At 38.5% G+C, this 20,356-nt stretch carries 18 protein-coding genes; all 18 read left to right on the top strand.

Annotated features, from left to right (window positions below; all coding sequences use genetic code 11):
• Positions 1-7: 7 nt before the first annotated feature.
• The 18 genes from ABMY45_RS06325 to ABMY45_RS06240 all read left to right on the top strand — a co-directional run bounded on the left by ABMY45_RS06325 (position 8) and on the right by ABMY45_RS06240 (position 20,216).
• Positions 8-1,174 carry a nucleotide sugar dehydrogenase gene (locus tag ABMY45_RS06325; RefSeq protein WP_206471474.1) on the top strand — a complete coding sequence of 389 codons (1,167 nt, stop codon included), beginning with the start codon at positions 8-10 and terminating at the stop codon, positions 1,172-1,174.
• A 74-nt stretch (positions 1,175-1,248) separates the two neighbouring features.
• Entirely contained in the window at positions 1,249-1,728 is a 480-nt protein-coding gene (gene rfaH, locus ABMY45_RS06320) for a transcription/translation regulatory transformer protein RfaH (RefSeq protein WP_349288604.1), read from the top strand.
• A 931-nt stretch (positions 1,729-2,659) separates the two neighbouring features.
• Positions 2,660-3,775 (top strand): polysaccharide export protein, encoded by a 1,116-nt coding sequence (locus ABMY45_RS06315; RefSeq protein WP_010605768.1) that lies wholly within the window; start codon positions 2,660-2,662, stop codon positions 3,773-3,775.
• 12 nt (positions 3,776-3,787) lie between these two features.
• Positions 3,788-4,222 carry a low molecular weight protein-tyrosine-phosphatase gene (locus ABMY45_RS06310; protein WP_010605767.1) on the top strand — a complete coding sequence of 145 codons (435 nt, stop codon included), beginning with the start codon at positions 3,788-3,790 and terminating at the stop codon, positions 4,220-4,222.
• Between the two features lie 14 nt (positions 4,223-4,236).
• Positions 4,237-6,471, top strand: a complete 2,235-nt coding sequence (locus tag ABMY45_RS06305) for a polysaccharide biosynthesis tyrosine autokinase (RefSeq protein ID WP_349288603.1) — start codon at positions 4,237-4,239, stop codon at positions 6,469-6,471.
• A 371-nt stretch (positions 6,472-6,842) separates the two neighbouring features.
• Positions 6,843-7,007 carry a hypothetical protein gene (locus ABMY45_RS06300; RefSeq protein WP_349288602.1) on the top strand — a complete coding sequence of 55 codons (165 nt, stop codon included), beginning with the start codon at positions 6,843-6,845 and terminating at the stop codon, positions 7,005-7,007.
• 177 nt (positions 7,008-7,184) lie between these two features.
• Positions 7,185-8,423, top strand: coding sequence for a nucleotide sugar dehydrogenase (locus tag ABMY45_RS06295; RefSeq protein WP_349288601.1), 1,239 nt, complete (start codon positions 7,185-7,187; stop codon positions 8,421-8,423).
• Between the two features lie 16 nt (positions 8,424-8,439).
• On the top strand, positions 8,440-9,663 hold the full coding sequence (locus ABMY45_RS06290; protein WP_349288600.1) for an oligosaccharide flippase family protein: 1,224 nt from the start codon (positions 8,440-8,442) through the stop codon (positions 9,661-9,663).
• Positions 9,656-10,150 (top strand): acyltransferase, encoded by a 495-nt coding sequence (locus ABMY45_RS06285; RefSeq protein ID WP_349288599.1) that lies wholly within the window; start codon positions 9,656-9,658, stop codon positions 10,148-10,150. Before ABMY45_RS06290 ends, ABMY45_RS06285 begins: the two co-directional genes overlap by 8 nt.
• Positions 10,143-11,270, top strand: a complete 1,128-nt coding sequence (locus ABMY45_RS06280) for an O-antigen ligase family protein (RefSeq protein WP_349288598.1) — start codon at positions 10,143-10,145, stop codon at positions 11,268-11,270. The genes ABMY45_RS06285 and ABMY45_RS06280 overlap by 8 nt, the downstream gene beginning before the upstream one ends.
• Positions 11,245-12,366 carry a glycosyltransferase gene (locus ABMY45_RS06275; protein WP_349288597.1) on the top strand — a complete coding sequence of 374 codons (1,122 nt, stop codon included), beginning with the start codon at positions 11,245-11,247 and terminating at the stop codon, positions 12,364-12,366. The genes ABMY45_RS06280 and ABMY45_RS06275 overlap by 26 nt, the downstream gene beginning before the upstream one ends.
• A 4-nt stretch (positions 12,367-12,370) precedes the next feature.
• Positions 12,371-13,450 carry a glycosyltransferase family 4 protein gene (locus tag ABMY45_RS06270; protein ID WP_349288596.1) on the top strand — a complete coding sequence of 360 codons (1,080 nt, stop codon included), beginning with the start codon at positions 12,371-12,373 and terminating at the stop codon, positions 13,448-13,450.
• Complete coding sequence (locus ABMY45_RS06265) at positions 13,450-14,649, top strand: glycosyltransferase family 4 protein (protein WP_349288595.1); 1,200 nt, start codon at positions 13,450-13,452, stop codon at positions 14,647-14,649. The genes ABMY45_RS06270 and ABMY45_RS06265 overlap by 1 nt, the downstream gene beginning before the upstream one ends.
• Positions 14,646-15,245, top strand: a complete 600-nt coding sequence (locus ABMY45_RS06260) for a sugar transferase (protein ID WP_349288594.1) — start codon at positions 14,646-14,648, stop codon at positions 15,243-15,245. Before ABMY45_RS06265 ends, ABMY45_RS06260 begins: the two co-directional genes overlap by 4 nt.
• Positions 15,223-15,939, top strand: coding sequence for a GNAT family N-acetyltransferase (locus ABMY45_RS06255; protein WP_349288593.1), 717 nt, complete (start codon positions 15,223-15,225; stop codon positions 15,937-15,939). Before ABMY45_RS06260 ends, ABMY45_RS06255 begins: the two co-directional genes overlap by 23 nt.
• Positions 15,940-15,950: 11 nt before the next feature.
• Positions 15,951-16,946 carry a GNAT family N-acetyltransferase gene (locus ABMY45_RS06250; protein WP_349288592.1) on the top strand — a complete coding sequence of 332 codons (996 nt, stop codon included), beginning with the start codon at positions 15,951-15,953 and terminating at the stop codon, positions 16,944-16,946.
• Between the two features lie 2 nt (positions 16,947-16,948).
• A complete protein-coding gene (locus ABMY45_RS06245; protein WP_349288591.1) occupies positions 16,949-18,124 on the top strand; it encodes a DegT/DnrJ/EryC1/StrS aminotransferase family protein in 1,176 nt (391 codons plus the stop codon).
• A 130-nt stretch (positions 18,125-18,254) separates the two neighbouring features.
• Positions 18,255-20,216, top strand: a complete 1,962-nt coding sequence (locus ABMY45_RS06240; RefSeq protein ID WP_349288590.1) for a nucleoside-diphosphate sugar epimerase/dehydratase — start codon at positions 18,255-18,257, stop codon at positions 20,214-20,216.
• Positions 20,217-20,356 lie beyond the last annotated feature (140 nt).

The following is a 20,356-nucleotide window of genomic DNA, read 5'->3' as shown; positions in this document are numbered from 1 at the left end:
ATTATTAATGAAGATTGTAGTTGTAGGTACTGGTTATGTAGGCCTCTCCAATTCTGTATTGTTGGCTCAGCACAACGAAGTCGTTGCATTAGACATTGATGAGGCGAAAGTTGATCTGATCAATAAAAAACAATCACCAATAGTGGACAAAGAAGTTTCAGAGTATTTATCGAGCAAGCGCCTTAACCTCGTGGCGACCACTGATAAGCAACTTGCCTATAAAGATGCTGAATATGTGGTGGTCGCAACACCAACAGACTACGACCCTGAAAGCAATTACTTCAATACAAAGTCCGTAGAATCAGTTATCTCCGATGTTCAGCATTACAATCGTGATGCAGTTATTGTGATCAAATCAACCGTCCCGGTAGGCTTTACCGAAAATGCCAGAGCCCAATTTAATTCTGATAAGATCATATTTTCTCCAGAGTTTTTGAGAGAAGGTAAGGCGCTTTACGACAATCTGTATCCATCTCGGGTGATAGTAGGTGAGCGCTCTGAGCAAGCGGAAGTATTTGCACAATTGCTAAAACAAGGTGCTGAGAAAGAAAATATTGAAACCTTATTTACTGACTCGACAGAAGCTGAGGCAATTAAGCTGTTTTCTAATACGTATTTAGCAATGCGAGTAGCTTATTTTAATGAGTTAGATAGCTACGCAGAGTCTCATGGTTTAAACACAAAGCAAATTATCGAAGGGGTGTGCTTAGACCCAAGAATTGGTGATCATTATAATAACCCGTCTTTCGGATATGGCGGATATTGCCTACCTAAGGACACCAAGCAGCTGCTAGCGAACTACAAAGACGTACCAAACAACATCATTCAAGCGATTGTTGATGCAAACACAACAAGAAAGGACTTTATCGCTGAGTCTATTCTAAAGCGTAATCCCAAAACTGTAGGGATTTATCGCCTGATCATGAAGGCAGGATCCGACAATTTTAGAGCCTCATCTATTCAAGGGGTGATGAAGCGCATAAAAGCGAAAGGTGTTGAAGTCGTTGTTTATGAGCCAGTACTTGAAGAAGAAAGCTTCTTTAATTCTAGGGTACTTAATGACCTAAATGTATTCAAAAATAGCTGTGATGTAATCATCTCTAACCGCATGGTTGAGGAGTTACAAGACGTTACCGAAAAAGTCTACACAAGAGACCTTTTTGGCAGTGACTAGGCTAGACCTAATTGAGAATATACGTATAATAGTAAGCCTAATTCGTTAGGCTTATTTTTTAGGGAACGCAACGCATGGAATGCTGGTATTTGCTCTACTGTAAACCAAAACAAGAACACAGAGCACAGTCAAATCTTCAAAATCAAGGGATAGAGTCTTGCTTCCCAACTTTCGTAAAAAGAAAAACCTCTGGCTCAAAGGCGGTGGAGCAACCGCTGTTTCCACGGTATTTATTTGTTAAGCTAGATCCACATTCTTCACACTTTTCTGCTGTAAAAAACACTCGCGGTGTTTCTGACTTTATTCGTTATGGTACCGATCTGCAAATGGTGCCAGATAAACTCGTCGCTCAACTAATGAATAAAAATGAAATAGCGGATGAGTTCGACCTTCAAGAAGGTGACTTGGTTCAGTTAACAGACGGCTGTTACAAAGACATTCAGGCCATATATCAACAACCTGATGGAGAACTTCGTAGCATTTTATTAATTAAACTGCTTAACCATTATGCACAAATCGTTGTTGATAACTGTACAATAAAAAAGGTACAATAAAAACTTCATCCTTTATTCTTATTTAATTGTTATAAAAAGGGTGTACTCTGGTCTGGCTGTAAACTTCTTCACGTTGTTAGAAAGATTACATTAGCATAGCGGAACGTTTGCAATTTTGTAGCTGTAACTTAAAAGCTCAAACCAGTTCGTAGCAGCGACTTTATGTCGCGACAGAATGGTTCAGGCGCGGCTTTACGCTGCAAAAATATAAAGACTGTGGTCAACGTGGTAGGAGCGAGTTCACCTCGCGATCTTTTACGTAAACTGAAACCAGAATTTAGGAGCTGCAACCTAAGGGCGGAAGCGTGCTTGAATGCCGTAGCAGCGACTTTATGGCGCGACAACATAAACGCCTCAGGTCAACGCGGTAGGAGCGAGTTCACCTCGTGATCTTTTACATAAACTGAAAACAGCATTTAGGAGCTGCAACCTAAGGGCGGAAGCGTGCTTGAATGCCGTAGCAGCGACTTTATGTCGCGACAACATAAACGCCTCAGGTCAACGCGGTAGGAGCGAGTTCACCTCGTGATCTTTTACATAAACTGAAAACAGCATTTAGGAGCTGCAACCTAAGGGCGGAAGCGTGCTTGAATACCGTAGCAGCGACTTTATGTCGCGACAAAATGATTCAAACTCAGACGTAGCAGTTTTACGCCGCGGCCAAGGACCAAAGATTAAATTGCAAATTAAGAAATAACAAAAACAGCAATCTAAAAAACGAGCTCAAACTTGATAAAGGCTTTTATTCATACCTCAAGGTAAAAACATAGAATATAGAGTGAGAACAGCTGCAAAACCTAGTACTCACTTGCGATTAACAATCGTGCATGCTTTAATTAGCCCACGAAATTTCTGTTGTCTTTACGTTATTAAGTAAAAGGCAATAAAAGTAATTAAAAGAAAAGACTATAAACACTTTTGGGAAGATACAATGGCGCTACGCTGTAAAACTATCATTGCTTCAACTGTATTACTTGCAATGAGTGGCTGTACACTCGTTCCAGGTGGCCATTTCGAAGGAATAGGTTCTGGTGAACAAACTGCAAACCTTGAGCGAGATCTTGAAAAAGTAAATATTCATATTATCGACTCGCAATTGGTGCAAGAACATAAAATCAAACGAGCGAAACAAATTGATCACTCGTCGCTCGCGGGTATTGATGTTTCAAATTATGAATATCGTCTTGGCGTAGGTGATGTAATCACCATTGGTGTGTGGGATCATCCTGAACTCACCATTCCAGCAGCTGTACAACGAACAGCAGAGTTTGACGGTTTCCGTGTTCAAGCCGATGGTACAATCAACTTTGCTTATGCGCCAAAGGTTCCTGCTGCTGGTCGCACAGTAACCGAGCTTAGAACTGACCTTGCAAAAAGACTAAGTCGTGTTATTGAAGAACCGCAAATCGACGTGAAAGTGGTTGGTTTTAAAAGCCAAAAAGCGTATGTAACCGGTGAAGTTACAAAACCTGGTGTGTATCCAATCACAGAAACTCCAGTGACACTCATTGATGCGATAAACCAAGCAGGCGGTTTAACAGAAAGCGCAGATTGGGAAACGGTAACCTTTACTCGTGGTGACAAAACAGAAGTTATTCAACTCGATGATTTTTATGCCGAAGGTGATATTTCACAAAACCGCTTACTTAGACACGGTGATATTGTACACGTAAGTCGTAATGATAAACGCAACGTGTATGTGTTGGGTGATGTGATTAAAGCGGGCAAAGTAGACGTAAACCGCTATGGTTTAAGCCTAGCTGAAGCACTAACGGATGTTGGTGGCTTTAACGAGCGTACAGCAGACGCAAACGGTGTTTTTGTCTTGCGTAAGCGCGACCTGCAAAAAGATGGTGTGCTTGCAGATGTATATCAGCTACATGCTAAAAACGTAGCCTCTTTAGTACTTGCTGAACAGTTTGAACTTGAGCCACAAGATATTGTGTATGTGACTAGCGCGCCACTTGCTCGTTGGAACAAAGTTATCAGTTTATTATTGCCTTCACTGTCTACAGTGGATGCGATTCAAGATATAGAAAATCAGTAATTGTGAGTACTCATGTTTGATAGTGTTTTAATGGTTTGTGCAGGTAACATCTGCCGCAGTCCTACGGCAGAGTATCTGCTAAAAAACAAACTAAGTGGCAAAAATGTAGCTGTTTCGTCAGCTGGATTAACCGCCCTAGAAGGAAAAGCCGCTGATGCATTAGCGCAGGAGTTGGCGAAAGAACAAGGAATCGACATGAGTGAGCACCAAGGTCGCCAGTTAACTGGTACCTTGGTCGCACAAAATAGTCTCATCCTCGTAATGGAGCAAAGGCATTTAACTGACCTATGCAGCCGTTACCCTCAAGCTCGTGGCAAAACCTTTTTACTTGGTAAATGGATTGGCGATAAAGAAATTCCAGATCCGTATCGCCAATCACGTGAAGCGTTTGAGCATGTTTATGAGCTTATCGATAGCGCCTGTGGCGCTTGGCAACAGTATTTATAAGGATCCGTGAGTATATGAATGCTCAGCCAAATCTTATCTCTAACCAAAAGTCATCAAAAGAAGAGACGCAAGAAATCGATTTAATGGCGCTAGTTGGCGCATTATTAGATGCTAAGTTTTTTATCGCAGGCATTACTGCACTATTTATGCTGTTAGGTATAGCCTACGCAATATTTAGCACGCCAATCTACCAAGCAACTGCAATGGTACAGGTAGAGGAAAAGGGCGGTTCTGTTCCCGGTTTTGATGATATGTCTGGTATGTTTGAAAGTACCTCTGCCGCAGTAACCGAAATTGAGCTACTAAAATCTAGAAGCGTCATTGGTGAAGCAGTCGACACATTAAATTTAGATACCGTTGTTGAGCCAAAACTATTTCCACTATTTGGTGGCCGCAGCTTCCGTAAATTTGTTGCACAAAGTGAAGGCGAAGTAGCAGAGTCAAGCCTTGGCGCAAGCTCTTATGCGTGGGGTGGTGAGCAAGTTGAAATACACCGATTTAAAGTGCCAAGTAGTGCCGTAGGTACTTCTTTTATATTACAAGCTAGGGCTGATGAATCATTTGTTTTGCTAACGGGGGATGGTGATGAGGTACTTGCAGGTAAAGTGGGCGAAGAAGTAAAACAAGGCCAATTTGAGCTAACTATTAAGACTTTGATAGCACGTCCAGAGACCGAGTTTTCAATCGTTAAGCGTAACCGTCTTCAGACGATTTTAGATCTGCAAGACGCAATATCAGCGTCTGAGAAGGGCAAAGACTCCGGCATTATTAACTTGGCACTTCAGAGTGCTAGTCCTGAATATGCAGAAAAAGTGTTAGATAAAGTGGCTGGTATTTATGTACGTCGCAATGTGGAGCGTAATAGCGCGGAGGCGCAGCAGTCTCTTGAGTTTTTAGAGGTGCAGCTTCCTGAAGTTAAACGCAACCTAGAACGCGCAGAAAAAGCCTTTAATGACTACCAAATTCGCCAAGAGTCCATTGATATTAGCCTAGAAACACAAGGCGTTTTAGAGCAAATTGTAAAACTAGAAACTAAACTGCAAGAGTTAGAGTTAAAGCGTTTAGAGCTTGGCCGTAAATTTAAACGTGAACACCCCTCTTACCGCGGTGTGGTAGAGCAAATTGATACTGTAAAGCGCCAACGCAACGAATTAGCTGGTGAAGTACAAGGCTTACCAGAGACTCAGCGCGAGCTGCTACGCTTAAAGCGTGATGTAGAGGTAAATAATGAAATCTACACGCTGCTTTTGGGTAAAACGCAAGAGTTAGATATTGTACGCGCGGGCACGGTAGGGAACGTTCGTATAGTAGATTACGCAGAGGTAAATACTACTCAGCCAGTCAAACCTAAAAAAGCGTTGGTAGTTGTAATGGCAACCATGTTGGGCGGAATGTTAGCTGTTGCTATTGTACTGGTGCAAAAAGCGCTGCATAAAGGTATTGAAGACCCAGCGGAAATAGAAGCATTAGGTTTGCCAGTATACGCCAGCGTGCCATTCTCAGAGTACCAAGTAAAACTCACCGGTTTTGCAAAGGCGCGCAAGGGCAAAGTGGCAAAGGCAAAATCTATACTTGCCATGGATAACCCTGCAGACCTTTCTGTTGAGGCGCTACGTAGCCTCCGTACTAGTTTGCACTTTGCTATGCTAGAAGCAAAAAACAATGTTATCGCTATCTCAGGCCCAAGTCCTGGCGTGGGTAAATCCTTTATTACCGTAAACCTTGCCACTGTGCTGGCGCAAAGTGGCAAACGCATTCTTGTTATTGACGCTGATATGCGTAAAGGATACCTGCAAACTCAGTTTGGCATGAAATGGGATGACGGTTTAAGTGATTACCTCTCTGGCCGATTGAATTTAGCGCAGGTGATTAAGCCAAGCCAAGTTGAAGGTTTGCAAGTAATGACCCGAGGCCAAATACCGCCGAACCCTTCAGAGTTGCTAATGCATGAAAACTTTAGCAAGTTGATTGGTGAAGTGAGCAAAATGTACGACTTAGTTATTGTTGATACTCCACCAATCTTAGCGGTAACAGACCCGGCTATTGTGAGTGCGCATGCTGGCACAACATTACTAGTAACCCGTTTTGGTCAAAACCATGCAAAAGAGCTAGAAATTACACGAAATCGTTTTGAGCAAAATGGTATTGATGTAAAAGGGGTGGTATTCAACGGTGTTGTTCGTAAATCAACCAATGCCTATGGTTACTACGGCTACTACAACTACGAGTACAAATCAGATAAAGCATAGTAGCGTTATGTCGCTGCAACCCGTAGCAGCGACTTTACGTCGCGACTCGTAGAACGGCTTTACGTTACGACCGTAGCAGCGACTTTATGTCGCGACTCGTAGCAGCGACTTTACATTACGACTCGTAGCAACGACTTTACGTTACGACTCGTAGCAGCGACTTTACGTCGCGACTCGTAGAACGGCTTTACGTTACGACTCGTAGCAGCGACTTTACGTCGCGACTCGTAGCAACGACTTTATGTCGCGACTCGTAGCAGCGACTTTATGTCGCGACTCGTAGCAGCGACTTTATGTCACGACCCGTAGCAACGACTTTACGTCGCGACTCGTAGCAGCGACTTTACGTTACGACCCGTAACAGCGACCTTATGTCGCGACCCGTAGAACGGCTTTACGTTACGACCCGTAGCAGCGACTTTACGTCGCGACCCGTAGCAGCGACTTTATGTCGCGACTTGTTGCTTTACGTTACGACCCGTAGCAACGACTTTACGTTACGACTCGTAGCAACGGCTTCACGTTACGACCCGTAGCAGCGACTTTATGTCGCGACTCGTTGCTTTACGTTACGACTCGTAGCAGCGACTTTACGTCGCGACTCGTAACAAAAATTAAAATTGCGGCCAAATAAAACGACAAGAGCGGTCGGACATATTCCTTAACTTTCTTCTAAAGAAATCAAAATTAAACATTCACCAAGCGAGATGTATATGGATTTAAATAAAGTAAAAATTGGTGTTATAGGGTTAGGCTACGTCGGCCTTCCTCTAGCGGTAGAATTTGGAAAAAAATATGCAACACTCGGTTTTGATATTAATCAAAACCGAGTAAATGAATTACTAGCAGGGCATGACTCAACGCTAGAAGTCAGTGATGAAGAGCTAAAAGAAGCACCACACTTGCAATACTCTTATAACGTAGGCGATCTTAAAGCGTGCAATCTATACATCGTAACTGTACCTACTCCAATAGATAAGCACAAACAGCCTGACTTAACACCACTAATTAAAGCCAGTGAAATGCTAGGAAAGGTTGTCGACAAGGGCGATATCATTGTTTATGAGTCCACCGTATATCCTGGTGCAACAGAAGAAGCATGCTTACCTGTTGTAGAGCAAGTTTCTGGTCTTAAGTTTAATCAAGACTTTTTTGCTGGGTACTCACCTGAGCGAATTAATCCAGGTGATAAAGAGCACCGAGTAACCAATATTTTAAAAGTAACTAGTGGTTCAACACCTGACGTTGCCGAGTTTGTAGATCAGTTGTACAAGTCAATTATTACAGCAGGTACACATAAAGCGAGCTCAATTAAAGTTGCAGAGGCGGCCAAGGTAATCGAAAATGTTCAGAGAGATGTAAATATTGCTTTGATCAATGAGTTATATCAAGTGTTTAACAAATTAGGGATCAATACAAAGGAGATTATTGATGCTGCCGCGACAAAGTGGAATTTCATGAAGTTACAGCCAGGTTTGGTTGGGGGGCATTGTATTGGTGTTGATCCATACTATCTACTCCATAAGTCACAGAATTCAGGGTATATCCCCGACTTGATGAGGAAAGCAAGAGAAATAAACGATAATATGCCAACTTTTATTGGTCAGGAGTTTTTAAGGAATTTAATTATTCAAAAAATCAACCCTGTAGGATGCAAAGTTACTATGTTAGGGTTTACATTTAAGGAAGACTGCCCAGATACGAGAAACACTAAAGCCTATGACTTATATCTAATACTTGAAGAGTTAGGGCTTTCTGTAGAAGTATTTGATCCTTGGGTAGATATCAGAGAAGCGAAGATAGAATACCCTACCGTGAAATTTGTTGAACGAGAAACAATTGCTGGTGATGTTGCTCTTTTAGTCGTTGGTCATAGTTCAATCATTGCAGATATAAGGTCAAATGAGTTAGCGTACTCGTATATTTATGACTTCAAAGGATTTTTGTCATAATGTTGGTTGACTGTACATGCTAAAGCAGGCAACACTTTTGGTTGTTGGAACTCTTGTTAGCCAACTGATACTTTTTTCAACAACCCCAATTCTATCAAGGTTTTTTAGTCCAGCTGAGTTTGGCCTTTATGGAGTGTTGATGTCCATTGCTGCATTAGCAACGGGAGGAAGCACTGGAAAGTATGAGTTGGCTATTGTAAAACTGAACAGAATGAAAGCTGTGGCCACTAGTACAGTTCTTTTTCTGTCTATATTTTTCTTATTATTATTTTTTATTATATTTATTGTTTTATCATTTACATTTAGTTGGAGTGATGGAACCGCTTTTTTCTTTATAGATAACTATTTTATTCTATTTTTTCTTTTTATAGGTGTCTCTAGTTTTAATGTTTTAATCTATTTTTTTCACGCTAACTCGAAATTACAGCACGTTGTTCAATTAAATATCGTTAGATCTGTACTGCATGCTATACTTCCAATACTTATCCTATATTTTTTTAAAATTGAAGGTGCCTTGATTTTTGGTACGCTTTTATCTTATTTAATATCTGTTTTAATTGTTGTGAAATTTTATAATGGACGTGTAATACAACTTCCGAATTTTAAATGGTCAAATAGATTTCTATCGAAGTATTCGGACTTACCAAAATACACATTGCCTCATTTTATTGTTGATAAATCAAGGGATTTTATTCTTATTGCTGGTACATCGTACTTTTTTGGAGTTGAAATAGGGGGCGTTATTGCTGTTGCTCAAAGGTTACTTTCAGCCCCAGCTCAAATACTTTCTAAATCGCTGACTGTTTTTATCTATAAATACTTCTTTGATGAAAAAGGGAAGGGAAAGGCTTTTGTTACTTATTTGATAATAGCATTTTTTCTGACTTCTATTGCTATTATAATGTTTTTAGTTTTCCTTTCCTTCTCAAGTGAGTTGATAAGCATACTTCTTGGAGGCGCATGGGTCAAGTATTCAAATCTTATGGTAGCTATCTCTATTTGGTATTTCTCCTCATTTGTTGGTGGAGTTTTTGCTCAGATCCCTGTCTTGTATAATAAGAGTAAAAGTTTCTTATTTTTAAATATTGTGTTTTTTATTTTATTTTTTCTTTCTTTTTTCGTTGCGAGTGATGTAGGTGTTGAAGATTTCTTCTTTGTACTTTCGAGTTTGAACTTTCTATTTGTTTTCTCATTTATGGTTTGGGTGGGAATGCTTATTTATAAGGAGTGTTATGGTTGATTATTTAGCGTTTGTCTTAACTTCTTTCTTGGACTGGAATAAGCGTAGGGCGATCTATTATAAGTTGCGCCTTATGAAAGCCCATATCGGTCGTGGGGTCTCTCTAGGAAGCCAGTGTATATTCAATATAGAGCAGGAAAGCTTTAGAGTTGGTGACTTTTCTTACTTAAATGGTGCTCACATTGTATCCGCTAGTTATGCCAAAGTAATTATAGGTAATAATTGCGCTATAGGTTATCGCGTATCTATAAAATCTACAACACATTTGATGGATAAATATTGGCCATGTGAAAACTCTCCTCCCAAAATGGGGGGGAAAGATATTATAATTGGAGATCGGGTTTGGATTGGTGATGGAGTGTTTATCAAATCTGGAGTAATAATAGGTAATGATGTCATTATAGGTGCAAATAGTGTTGTGACTAGAGATATTCCAGATGGAAAGATTTATGCAGGCATACCAGCTAGAGAGATCCAGAATGGATAGGCTTGTAACGTTGCTAGTTTTTATTAGCTATTACTTATTGGTGGTCAATCAGTCTGTTTTTGCTTCTGGGATTGAACCAGTACTAATACTTTTTTTAATTTCATTTATTTCATTTTATTTCTTCGATAAAAATTATAATAATCTAATACTGCTAATACTAATGATGATTTTAGTAGTATTAAATTTGCTTCATGGTTCTGATGCTGTACATTCAGGTTCATATAGCAAATCTATTTTTATCATTGTCTTCTTTTCTTTATTACTATCAACTGTAAGATTGGATTATTTATATTTTGAAAGGTTCCTTTACTTTTCATTCTTTTTAGTTTTTATTATTCAGATCTACTTTTTTATTAATGAAGTTTACTTCGGGGAGTTTTTAAATGTTAGGGGGGGGAAGTTTAATGGGGTTTTAGTTTCAGCATTTATATTTGATAATGCTAACTCTGCAGCTGCCTTCTTTCTTTCTATTTTAATATTACAAAGTCTCTTAATTTTAAAGCCAATGAAAGTTATTGTGATGCTATCTACTTTAGTTTTTTTGCTTTTAACTTTCTCTCGAACTGCATTTGTCGTAGGTGTTATTATTTTTATAATATCTTCTTTTTCTTATTTTTTAAGGTTTAAATTTTTTTCTATTATAATTCTGTCTTTATCTTCGGTTTTAGTTTTATATAATCACTATGATGTCTTTGATGTTCTTGTGAATAAGTTTTCTGATGCTGGAGATTCAAGTCGGCTTTATATATGGTCTTCAATAATTGAAGGTGTAATAAATGAACCATCTAAAATATTACTGGGAAATGGGGCATCAACAACTTCGCTAAAACTTAATGGTGTAGTATTGAGTTCTCATTCATCATATGTTAATACATTTTCTAATATGGGTATTTTTTATTTCATCATCTTAGGGTTAGCTTTAATTTTAAAGTTATATTATTTGATTTCTAATAAAGAAAAAGAAAGGTTTTTTGTCTTTTTTATTATCCTAACTTATGGCATTACTGAAAGTGTGCTCTTCGAAGGACCGACTGCGATTTGGTTTTGTACGATTATTTTGCTTTGTATTAAATTTTTATCATTGAGCTCTGAGAATGAAAATAGTAAGTGTATTTCCTGACTATCCAAATGAAATTAAAGGTAATGTTTGTCCATTTTTTGTGGATTATAATGATGCTATTTCTAAGATTGAAGAAGTGTCAAATTCAGGGTTTGTTTATGTTAACCTTTTAGGCTTAATAGATTTTTTAAAATGTAAAAAAATTATAGAGTTAAAAAGTACAGAAGGTCAGCACTATGTTGCGGTTAATTTTATTAGAATACCGAAGGTAAGGTTTTTGAATTATTATCTAAAGCGATGGTTGATTAAATGTGGATTGAAAATTTTCAAACGAAATTTTTTTTCACCTGATCTAATTCATGCTCATACTTTAGTTTGTGCTGCTGCAGTAAAAGACTTTCGTGGTGTAAATAAGTTGTACACAGAGCATTATTCTTGGTTTAGAGATTTTAAGGAATATAGGTATTTAAGAAGTGACTTCCTCTCAATTGTTCATAATCCAGAGTTCCGAAGCTTTGGTGTAAGTCAGTTTATGGCTAAGGAGTTAAGTGAAATAGCAAAAGTTAATATTAACTTTTTTTATAACCCTGTTTCATTTACATCTCTTTCGCCTAGAAGTTTTTTAGGATCTGGTTATAGTGTTGCTCTGATAGGTAGGTTGGAAAAAATAAAGAATTTTGAATTGTCTTTTAAGGCTGTTGAGTATGCTGCTAAATATTTAAATAAAAACTTTAAAATACATGTTGTTGGTAATGGGAGCCAGATTAATGAACTACAGCTACTAGCGGAAAGCTTAGATAAAAGAGTAAATATAATTTTTTATCAAACTTTATCTAGAGCTCATACATTGAATGTGTTGAGTAGTGTAGATGCACTTTTAGTATCAAGTAAAATAGAGACATTTTCATTGGTTACGCTAGAAGCCGGTTTTTCAGGAATCCCCGTGTACTCTACGAAGTGTGGTGGACCACAAGAGATTATTACTGACTCAACAGGTGTTTGTGTGGATGAGAAGGTATATATAGAAGAATTTCCACGCTTTATAAATATGATTGATGAAGGTTATTTTAATTCTAAATTGATTTCAAAAAGTGTAGCTGAACGATTTGGATTTGATGTGTTTTTACATAAATATGAGAAGATAATTTTGGGTTAGTATAATGATAGTGTTGAATTTTTGTAACTATTTCTCTGGTTCTAAGGTGTATCTTAGATTATTTGGCTCACTAGATATGAGCGGTGTTGATACCTTTACGTACGTTTCACAAAAGAGAAGGGAGCCAACCTTAAGAACCAAAAAAGACCTGCTAGTTATTAATAATCAAACAATTTTTTGCAAGTATTTTTACACTTTGAAGGTTATTACAGTTTTATCTGGCATAAGAAAGGTGAAAGCTAAAGAGAGTTTAGTCCATGCCCATACTCTTTACTCTGACGGGATTCCCGCTTATCTGTACTCAATTTTTAATAAAAAGCAGCTAGTGATTACTATAAGAACCACTGATATTATGCTCGGATTCAAATACTATCGACAACATAAATGGTTAGCAAGGAAAGCTCTTCGTTATGCTAAAAAGATAATATTTATATCTCCTTCACACTTAGAGCGCTTTATAAGTTACTTTGGGAATGAGTTTAATAGTAAAGTTATGGTCATCCCTAATGGCATAGATGACTTCTACTTGAACAACACACAAGAATATAGAAAAAAAAAGCAATCGGCTATTATAGGATTGTATATTGGAAGAGTTGATAGAAATAAAAATGTAGATTCGAGCATTACTAGCTTCTTCAGAGCAACTAAAGGAAAAAATAGTCGTTTTAGAGTTGTAGGAGGAACTTATGAAGATTATGTTAAAGTTTATGGCCCGCTGGCGGGTGAAATAGTTGGAAGAGTTGAATTTTTGGGCGAACTTAGAAAGGAAGAAGTTTTAAAGCAGATGAGGGACTCCTCACTTCTCATTATGGTGTCTCATAGTGAAACATTTGGTCTTGTTTATATAGAGGCGCTCTCTCAGTGTTTACCTATCGTTTATACGTCCGGGCAGGGGATTGATGGCTACTTTAAGGACGGGGAATACGGTTTTAAAGCTAATTCAAGTTCAGTTGAATCAATTTCAAAAGCTATTAAAAATACCCTACATAAGTTCCCTAACGGTTTAGGTCCTTTTGAAGAAAACCCCGCAGTAAGTTTTTCTTGGGATAGAATTGCAAAAGTTTATATGGAAGAAGTTTATTAATGAAATTGATTTATCTTCATCAGTACTTTCGAAAGCCATCAATGAATGGTGGTATTCGATCTTATGAGTTTGCAAAACGTTTGGCTCAAGAAGGTCATGATGTTGTTATTGTTACCTCAGATAATCATAATAAATTTAAAGGCTGGAAAATTGAAAAATTGGATGGTTTTGAAGTGCATTGGGTCTCAGTGGAATATGATAATAGCTTTGGTTTTTTTAGCCGGTTATGGGCTTTTTCCAAATTTTTAGTACTCGCTAGTACTCATATATGCAGTTTGAAAAGTGATAAGTTATTCGTAACAAGTACGCCCTTAACTGTTGCTATTCCAGCGCTTGTTTATAAATTCATAAAGAGAAGGCCATATGTTTTTGAGGTCAGAGATGTATGGCCTGAAGTACCCATAGCTTTGGGCGTTATTAAAAGCAAGTTATTGATTAATATTTCTCTTTTTTTGGAGAGGGCAGCGTACGAAAAAGCATCGCATATAATCACTCTTTCTCCAGATATGAAGCAAAGTGTTTTAAAGCGTTGTGGTAATACGCCTGTTACTGTGATTACTAACGCTGCCGATTGTCACCTTTTTAATCAGCCACCTCTGTTGGAAGATACATTTCTTTTAACCCTCAACAAACTGAAAAGTAAGCATGAAAAGGTGGTTTTTTATACTGGAACTTTTGGTTTAGTTAACAATCTCCGTAGTTTTATTAAACTTTCGACATATTCAAACTCTGAAATTGGGTTTGTCATAATTGGTGAAGGTAAAGAGTATGAAGAATTAAAGGACTATGCAAAAGAACTATTAGTTTTGGATACAACTCTTCACTTTTTACCCAGTGTAAATAAAAACCAGCTTTCGTTTGTTCATAGTGTTTTTGATATGGCAACATCAACTGTACTACCTGTTGATGCTTTATATGCAAACTCTGCGAATAAAGTTTTTGACGCATTTGCCGCTGGTACACCTCTTTTGATTAATCACAGTGGATGGATTAAGACTTTAATAGAAAGTACTAAGTGTGGGCTTGTTATAAATAATGAACCTGGTATTGATGATTATAATTCGCTTAGAGATTTCTTATTCTCTTCATATGCTTATGAACTCGCTTGCCAAAAATCAAGTGAATTAGGTAGAAATGAATTTAATAGAGAGAAATTATTCAAAAAACTTCTGCCGATAATCGAAGGGAACTATAAATGAAGCGAGGATTTGATTTTATAGTTGCTTTTTTCGTCTTGTTGACCTTGCTGCCCGTAATCATTGTGGTTGCTTTACTAATAAGTTTCAAATTAGGTTCACCTATACTATTTACTCAAGCTCGACCTGGCGTCAATGGCAAAATATTCAAGATGATGAAATTTAGAACCATGCTCGATACAAAAGATGAAAACGGTAACTTATTGCCAGATGATGAACGCATGACTAAATTTGGTACTTTTTTGCGTTCAACTAGTTTAGACGAGTTACCAGGGCTGCTAAATGTGATTAAAGGTGACATGAGTCTTGTAGGTCCAAGACCTCTGTTAGTTAAGTATTTACCTTACTATTCTAAAAGAGAGTCAAGAAGACATGATGTAAGACCTGGAATTACTGGTTGGGCACAAATTCAAGGAAGAAATAATGTTGGGTGGAATGAGCGCTTAGAGTATGACGTTTGGTATGTGGAAAATCAGAGTTTCTTACTAGACTTAAAGATATTATGTCTTACCGTTTTGAAGGTTTTAAAAAAAGAAGGGGTTGTTGTAGATCCTAGATCTACAATGAGGGACTTAGATGACGAGAGAAATAGCGATTAAGAGTATCAAAGATACTAGGTTTGCAAAAAACATATATTCTCTTATTACAGCTTCTTATCGGAAAGAGCTTATTGAGTTTACGATATATGAAACAGTTGACTGTATTTCAATTATAGAAAGTTCAATCAAGTTTGGTGAATTTTATTGCCTGTTTTTTAATGGGGAAATTGTAGGTTTCATTCAAGTTAAATCGCTCGATGATTGTCTTTTTCTTAACCATATTGTTGTAGCTGAAAATTATAAAGGATGTGGCTATGGCGAAAATTTATTGGGTTTTTATGAAAGTCTTGTAAGAGCAAGTGGTGGTGTTGCTCGCTTGACAGTTGATTCTAGAAACGCTCGCGCATTATCTTGGTATATTGATTCTGGCTATAAAGAGTTAAGTCGGAACTTTAACTTTGAGTTCATTGGACCGGCTGATTCAAATTGGTCTGAGGTGATAGAGATCGATAGTTCTGAGTTGGATAGAACTATAGGCTATGCTGATTTTATTATTAATGGAATTAGTTTTAAATTAGGCCTTCCTTCATCATTGAGTGCAGTACTTTACCTAGATAAACTTCCATTTAATTTAATTCCAAAATTAAAGTCGGCAATTAGAAATCGAAAGTTACTATGCCAAACTGCGAAAATTGACTATGTTGAAGGGAAAAAGTCATGGGACACAATCTTACTCGAAAAGTTTATTGATTAAGGCGAAGTTTAATGTTTGATAAAATAGTTAATAAAGAAGAGTGGGACGAAGTAATATCTTGGTTTGACAATCACGATATGTACCACACCTATGATTATCACAAGGCACATGAAACTATAGATGGAGGGGAAGCTGTTTTATATGTATTTAAATCAGATGGTTATTCATTTGCACTTCCGCTTTTGAAAAGAGATGTCTTTGGTACTGGTTTTTTTGATTTGACGTCGGTTTATGGTTACCCAAGCCCATTGGAAAAGATAAACAACGAAGTTTGCTGTGCTTCTATTGTTAAAAAGTTTTGGCGTTATTTATTAGAAGAAGAAAATTGCATATCGCTATTTTCGAGAATGAACACTTTTTTTGAGAAAAAAGGTGGCTTTTTTGAATTTGGCGAGAAAGTCGGCGAGACAGTAAATATTTCACTGTTAGAAAGTGAAACAGTTCAACTATCAAAGTATAGGAAAAACCATAGGAGGGATATTAAGAAGCTAAAAAAGTTAGGTTTTACTTGTGACTTTTATAATCTTAATGATGGTTTTTCGGGTTTCTTTCGTGTTTATAATGAAACAATGTCTTCATTGAATGCTAGTTCATACTATTTTTTTGATGAAGCTTACTATGATGCATTGTTCAAAAATGACTGTTCAGAAGTTAAACTTGTTTTATGTAAGCAAGATGGGGTTCTGGCTTGTGCAGGTATATTCTCGTTTACAGGCAATATCGTTCAATATCACCTTGGCGGAACTAGTCAGGAGTTTTACAAGTATGCTCCGACAAAGTTAATGTTTGATTTTGTTAGAGCTTTTTCATTCGAACATGGATTTGAACATTTCCACCTAGGGGGAGGGTTAGGTGGAAATTCAGATAACTTACTCAATTTTAAAATCGGTTTTTCAGATAGAACATTACCATTTAAAGTGATGAGAATCGTCCTAAATGAAGAAGTCTATGCTTCACTTTCTGAAGGTAAAGATAATACTGATTTTTTCCCTTTATACAGGTGCTAAAGATGTTAAATTCCCCGTTTTCCCCTTGGCCTAGCTTTACTCAGCAAGAAGCAGACGCAGTAAGTAAAGTTGTACTTTCTAACAAAGTGAATTATTGGACAGGTACAGAAGGGCGTGAATTTGAAAAAGAGTTTGCAGCTTGGACTGGCGCTGAACATGCGATTGCACTTGGTAATGGCACATTAGCGTTAGATATTGCGTTGAAAGCATTGAACGTTGGCGAAGGAGATGAGGTTATTACTACTCCTCGTACTTTCTTAGCTTCTGCAAGTAGTATTGTTACAGCGGGAGCTGCACCTGTATTTGCCGACGTTGACTTAAATAGCCAAGCTATTACTGCTGAGTCTATTAAAGCGGTTTTAACACCTCAAACAAAAGCAGTTATTGTGGTGCATTTAGCTGGGATGCCTGCTGAAATGGATGCAATCATGGCCCTCAGTAAAGAGCATGGCTTCTATGTCATAGAAGACTGTGCTCAGGCACATGGTGCTAAGTATAAGGGGCGTTCGGTTGGTACTATAGGCCATATAGGTGCTTGGTCATTTTGCCAAGATAAAATTATGACCACTGGTGGTGAAGGTGGAATGGTTACTACAAACTCCAAAGACCTATGGTCAAAAATGTGGAGTTATAAAGACCACGGCAAAAGCTTTGATGCCATTTACAATCGTGAACACCCCCCTGGATTTCGTTGGTTGCATGAGAGTTTTGGCACTAATTGGCGTATGACAGAAATGCAAGCGGTGATTGGGCGTATTCAACTTACTCGTATGTCAGACTGGACGGCTAAAAGGCAAAGCAATGCTCAGGCGATAGATCAAGTTGCAAAAGCATTCAATGTGGTACGTACAGTGCGCGTGCCGGATTATATTGAGCATGCAGAGTATAAACATTATTTGTTTGTAAACTCTGCGGCGCTAAGGGAAGGTTGGACAAGAGATCGCATAGTCGACGAAATCAACACGCTTGGCGTGCCCTGTTTTCAAGGTAGCTGCTCAGAAGTTTACCTAGAAAAAGCCTTTGATAGTACGCCTTGGCGACCAAAAGAGCGTTTAACGAATGCAGTAGAGTTAGGTGAAACATCTTTAATGTTTTTGGTACATCCAACACTTACTACTGAAGAAATCAGCAAAACTTGTGAGGTAGTAAAACAAGTACTTCACAAAGCATCACTATAGATAGGAAGGATGCGCACGCATCCTCCATATTTTCCTCATACATTTTTGCTACTTTTGTGTATACTGCAACATGTACTATGCTTTAGTTCGTCTGCGGTTTTAATTCGGATTGGAATAAAAAGGGAACACAATGGATAGTTGGTTTCGCGCTTTACTTGGCGCTTCTCGTAGCCAAAAACGACTTCTCACGCTCGTATTAGATTCAGTTTTTATAGTCTCAGCCTTTTGGTTAGCGCTTATTGTTCGCCTCGATAGCTTTGCACCACTGGCTAATTTTAACAACTGGTTAATCCTCGCGTTATTACTCCCCATTAGCTTGGTGATATTTGTAAAACTTGGTTTGTATCGCGCTGTGCTCCGTTACGTTGGGGCAAATGCCGTAGGTGCTGTTGTACTTGGTACAGTTATTAGTACTGTGATTTTAGTGTTGTCTTCATTTTTTACGCAAACCGCTATTCCTCGTACTATGCCCTTTATTTATGCGTGGTTGATGATACTTTCTGTGGGGGGCTCGCGTATTTTGGTAAGAGCACTTATTTGGCGATTAACCTCATTTACTAAAACCCCAGTGGTTATTTATGGCGCTGGAGATGCTGGTCGGCAGTTAGCTACTGCGCTAGCAACAGGGCCTGACTATTATGTTACGGCGTATCTAGACGATGACGCTACCAAACATAATGCTATTATCCAAGGGATCCCCGTTGTTGCCTTTGACGAAATCTATAATTTGATAGATAAAAAGCGAGTGAATAAGGTTTTGCTTGCTTTACCAAGCGTATCGCGCTCTCGCCGTAAAGAAATACTCACTAAGTTAGAAAAACTGCCGCTCGAGGTGATGACGGTGCCAGGTATGGCAGATGTTATCGACGGTAAAGCGCAGCTTAATGAGATAAAAGAAGTTGAAATTGAAGACTTATTGGGCAGAGACCCAGTAGCGCCACAAGCAGAGCTGATGGCTGCAAATATAAAAGATAAAGTCATTATGGTAACCGGTGCAGGCGGTTCTATAGGCTCTGAACTATGCAGGCAAATTATATTAAATGGACCTAAAAAGCTGGTGCTTTTTGAGGTGTCTGAGTTTGGTTTATATAGCATTGAAAAGGAGCTGAATCAGCTTGCATTGAATAAAGGCGTATCATTGGAAATAGTACCAGTGATGGGGTCGGTGCAACGTATCAACCGTATTGAAACTTGCATGAAAGCCTTTGGGGTGCAAACTGTCTATCATGCCGCAGCCTACAAGCATGTACCGCTTGTAGAGCAAAATGTTGTTGAGGGTGTTCGTAATAATGTATTTGGTACTTATTACACGGCTAAAGCCGCTATTAACGCAGGAGTAGAGACCTTTGTATTAATCTCTACAGATAAAGCGGTGCGCCCTACCAATGTAATGGGTGCAACCAAGCGTATGGCAGAGTTAGTGTTACAAGCCTTGGCTGAAAGTAAAGTAACGTCTAAAAATACCCGTTTTTGCATGGTACGTTTTGGTAATGTGCTTGGTTCTAGTGGTTCAGTTGTGCCTCTATTCCGTAAGCAGATTAAAGAAGGTGGACCAATTACCTTAACGCATAAAGATATCACCCGGTTTTTTATGACCATACCGGAAGCTGCGCAGTTAGTTATTCAGGCGGGTGCCATGGGTAAGGGTGGTGACGTATTTGTGTTAGATATGGGTGAATCAGTTAAGATCAAAGACTTAGCGACCAAAATGGTGCATCTTTCTGGCTTAGAAGTTAAATCAGAGTCAAACCCTCATGGCGATATTGAAATTGAATGCACAGGATTGCGCCCAGGTGAAAAGTTATATGAAGAGTTATTGATTGGTGACAATGTAGAAGAAACCTCTCATCCACGGATCATGACGGCCAACGAGGTAAAACTGCCAATGGCAGAGCTAGAGTCTTTTATGAGTGCAATGGACACGGCTTGTCATAATTTTGATCATGAGCTTATTCGTAAATTGTTGCTAGAGGCGCCTACAGGCTTTAATCCTACAGACGGTATTTGTGATTTGGTGTGGAATGAAAAACGCCAAGTGCTTGAAGCGCAACGTGAGTCCGAGCAGAAAGTGGTTAATTTAAGAAACGTGTAACGATCTTATCGCGGAGTTATGTATTCGTAGCAGCGACTTTATGTCGCGATTTTTTATCTCGGGGTAAATCCGCGGTTACGGGGATGGTGTTCGGAACCCTTGTCGCGGGATAAACCTGCTGCTACGGGGATGGCGTTTCG

Source organism: Pseudoalteromonas sp. XMcav11-Q (assembly GCF_040104525.1).
In the GTDB taxonomy this organism is placed as follows: Bacteria; Pseudomonadota; Gammaproteobacteria; order Enterobacterales; family Alteromonadaceae; genus Pseudoalteromonas.
This window is presented reverse-complemented; position numbering and strand designations above follow the sequence as displayed.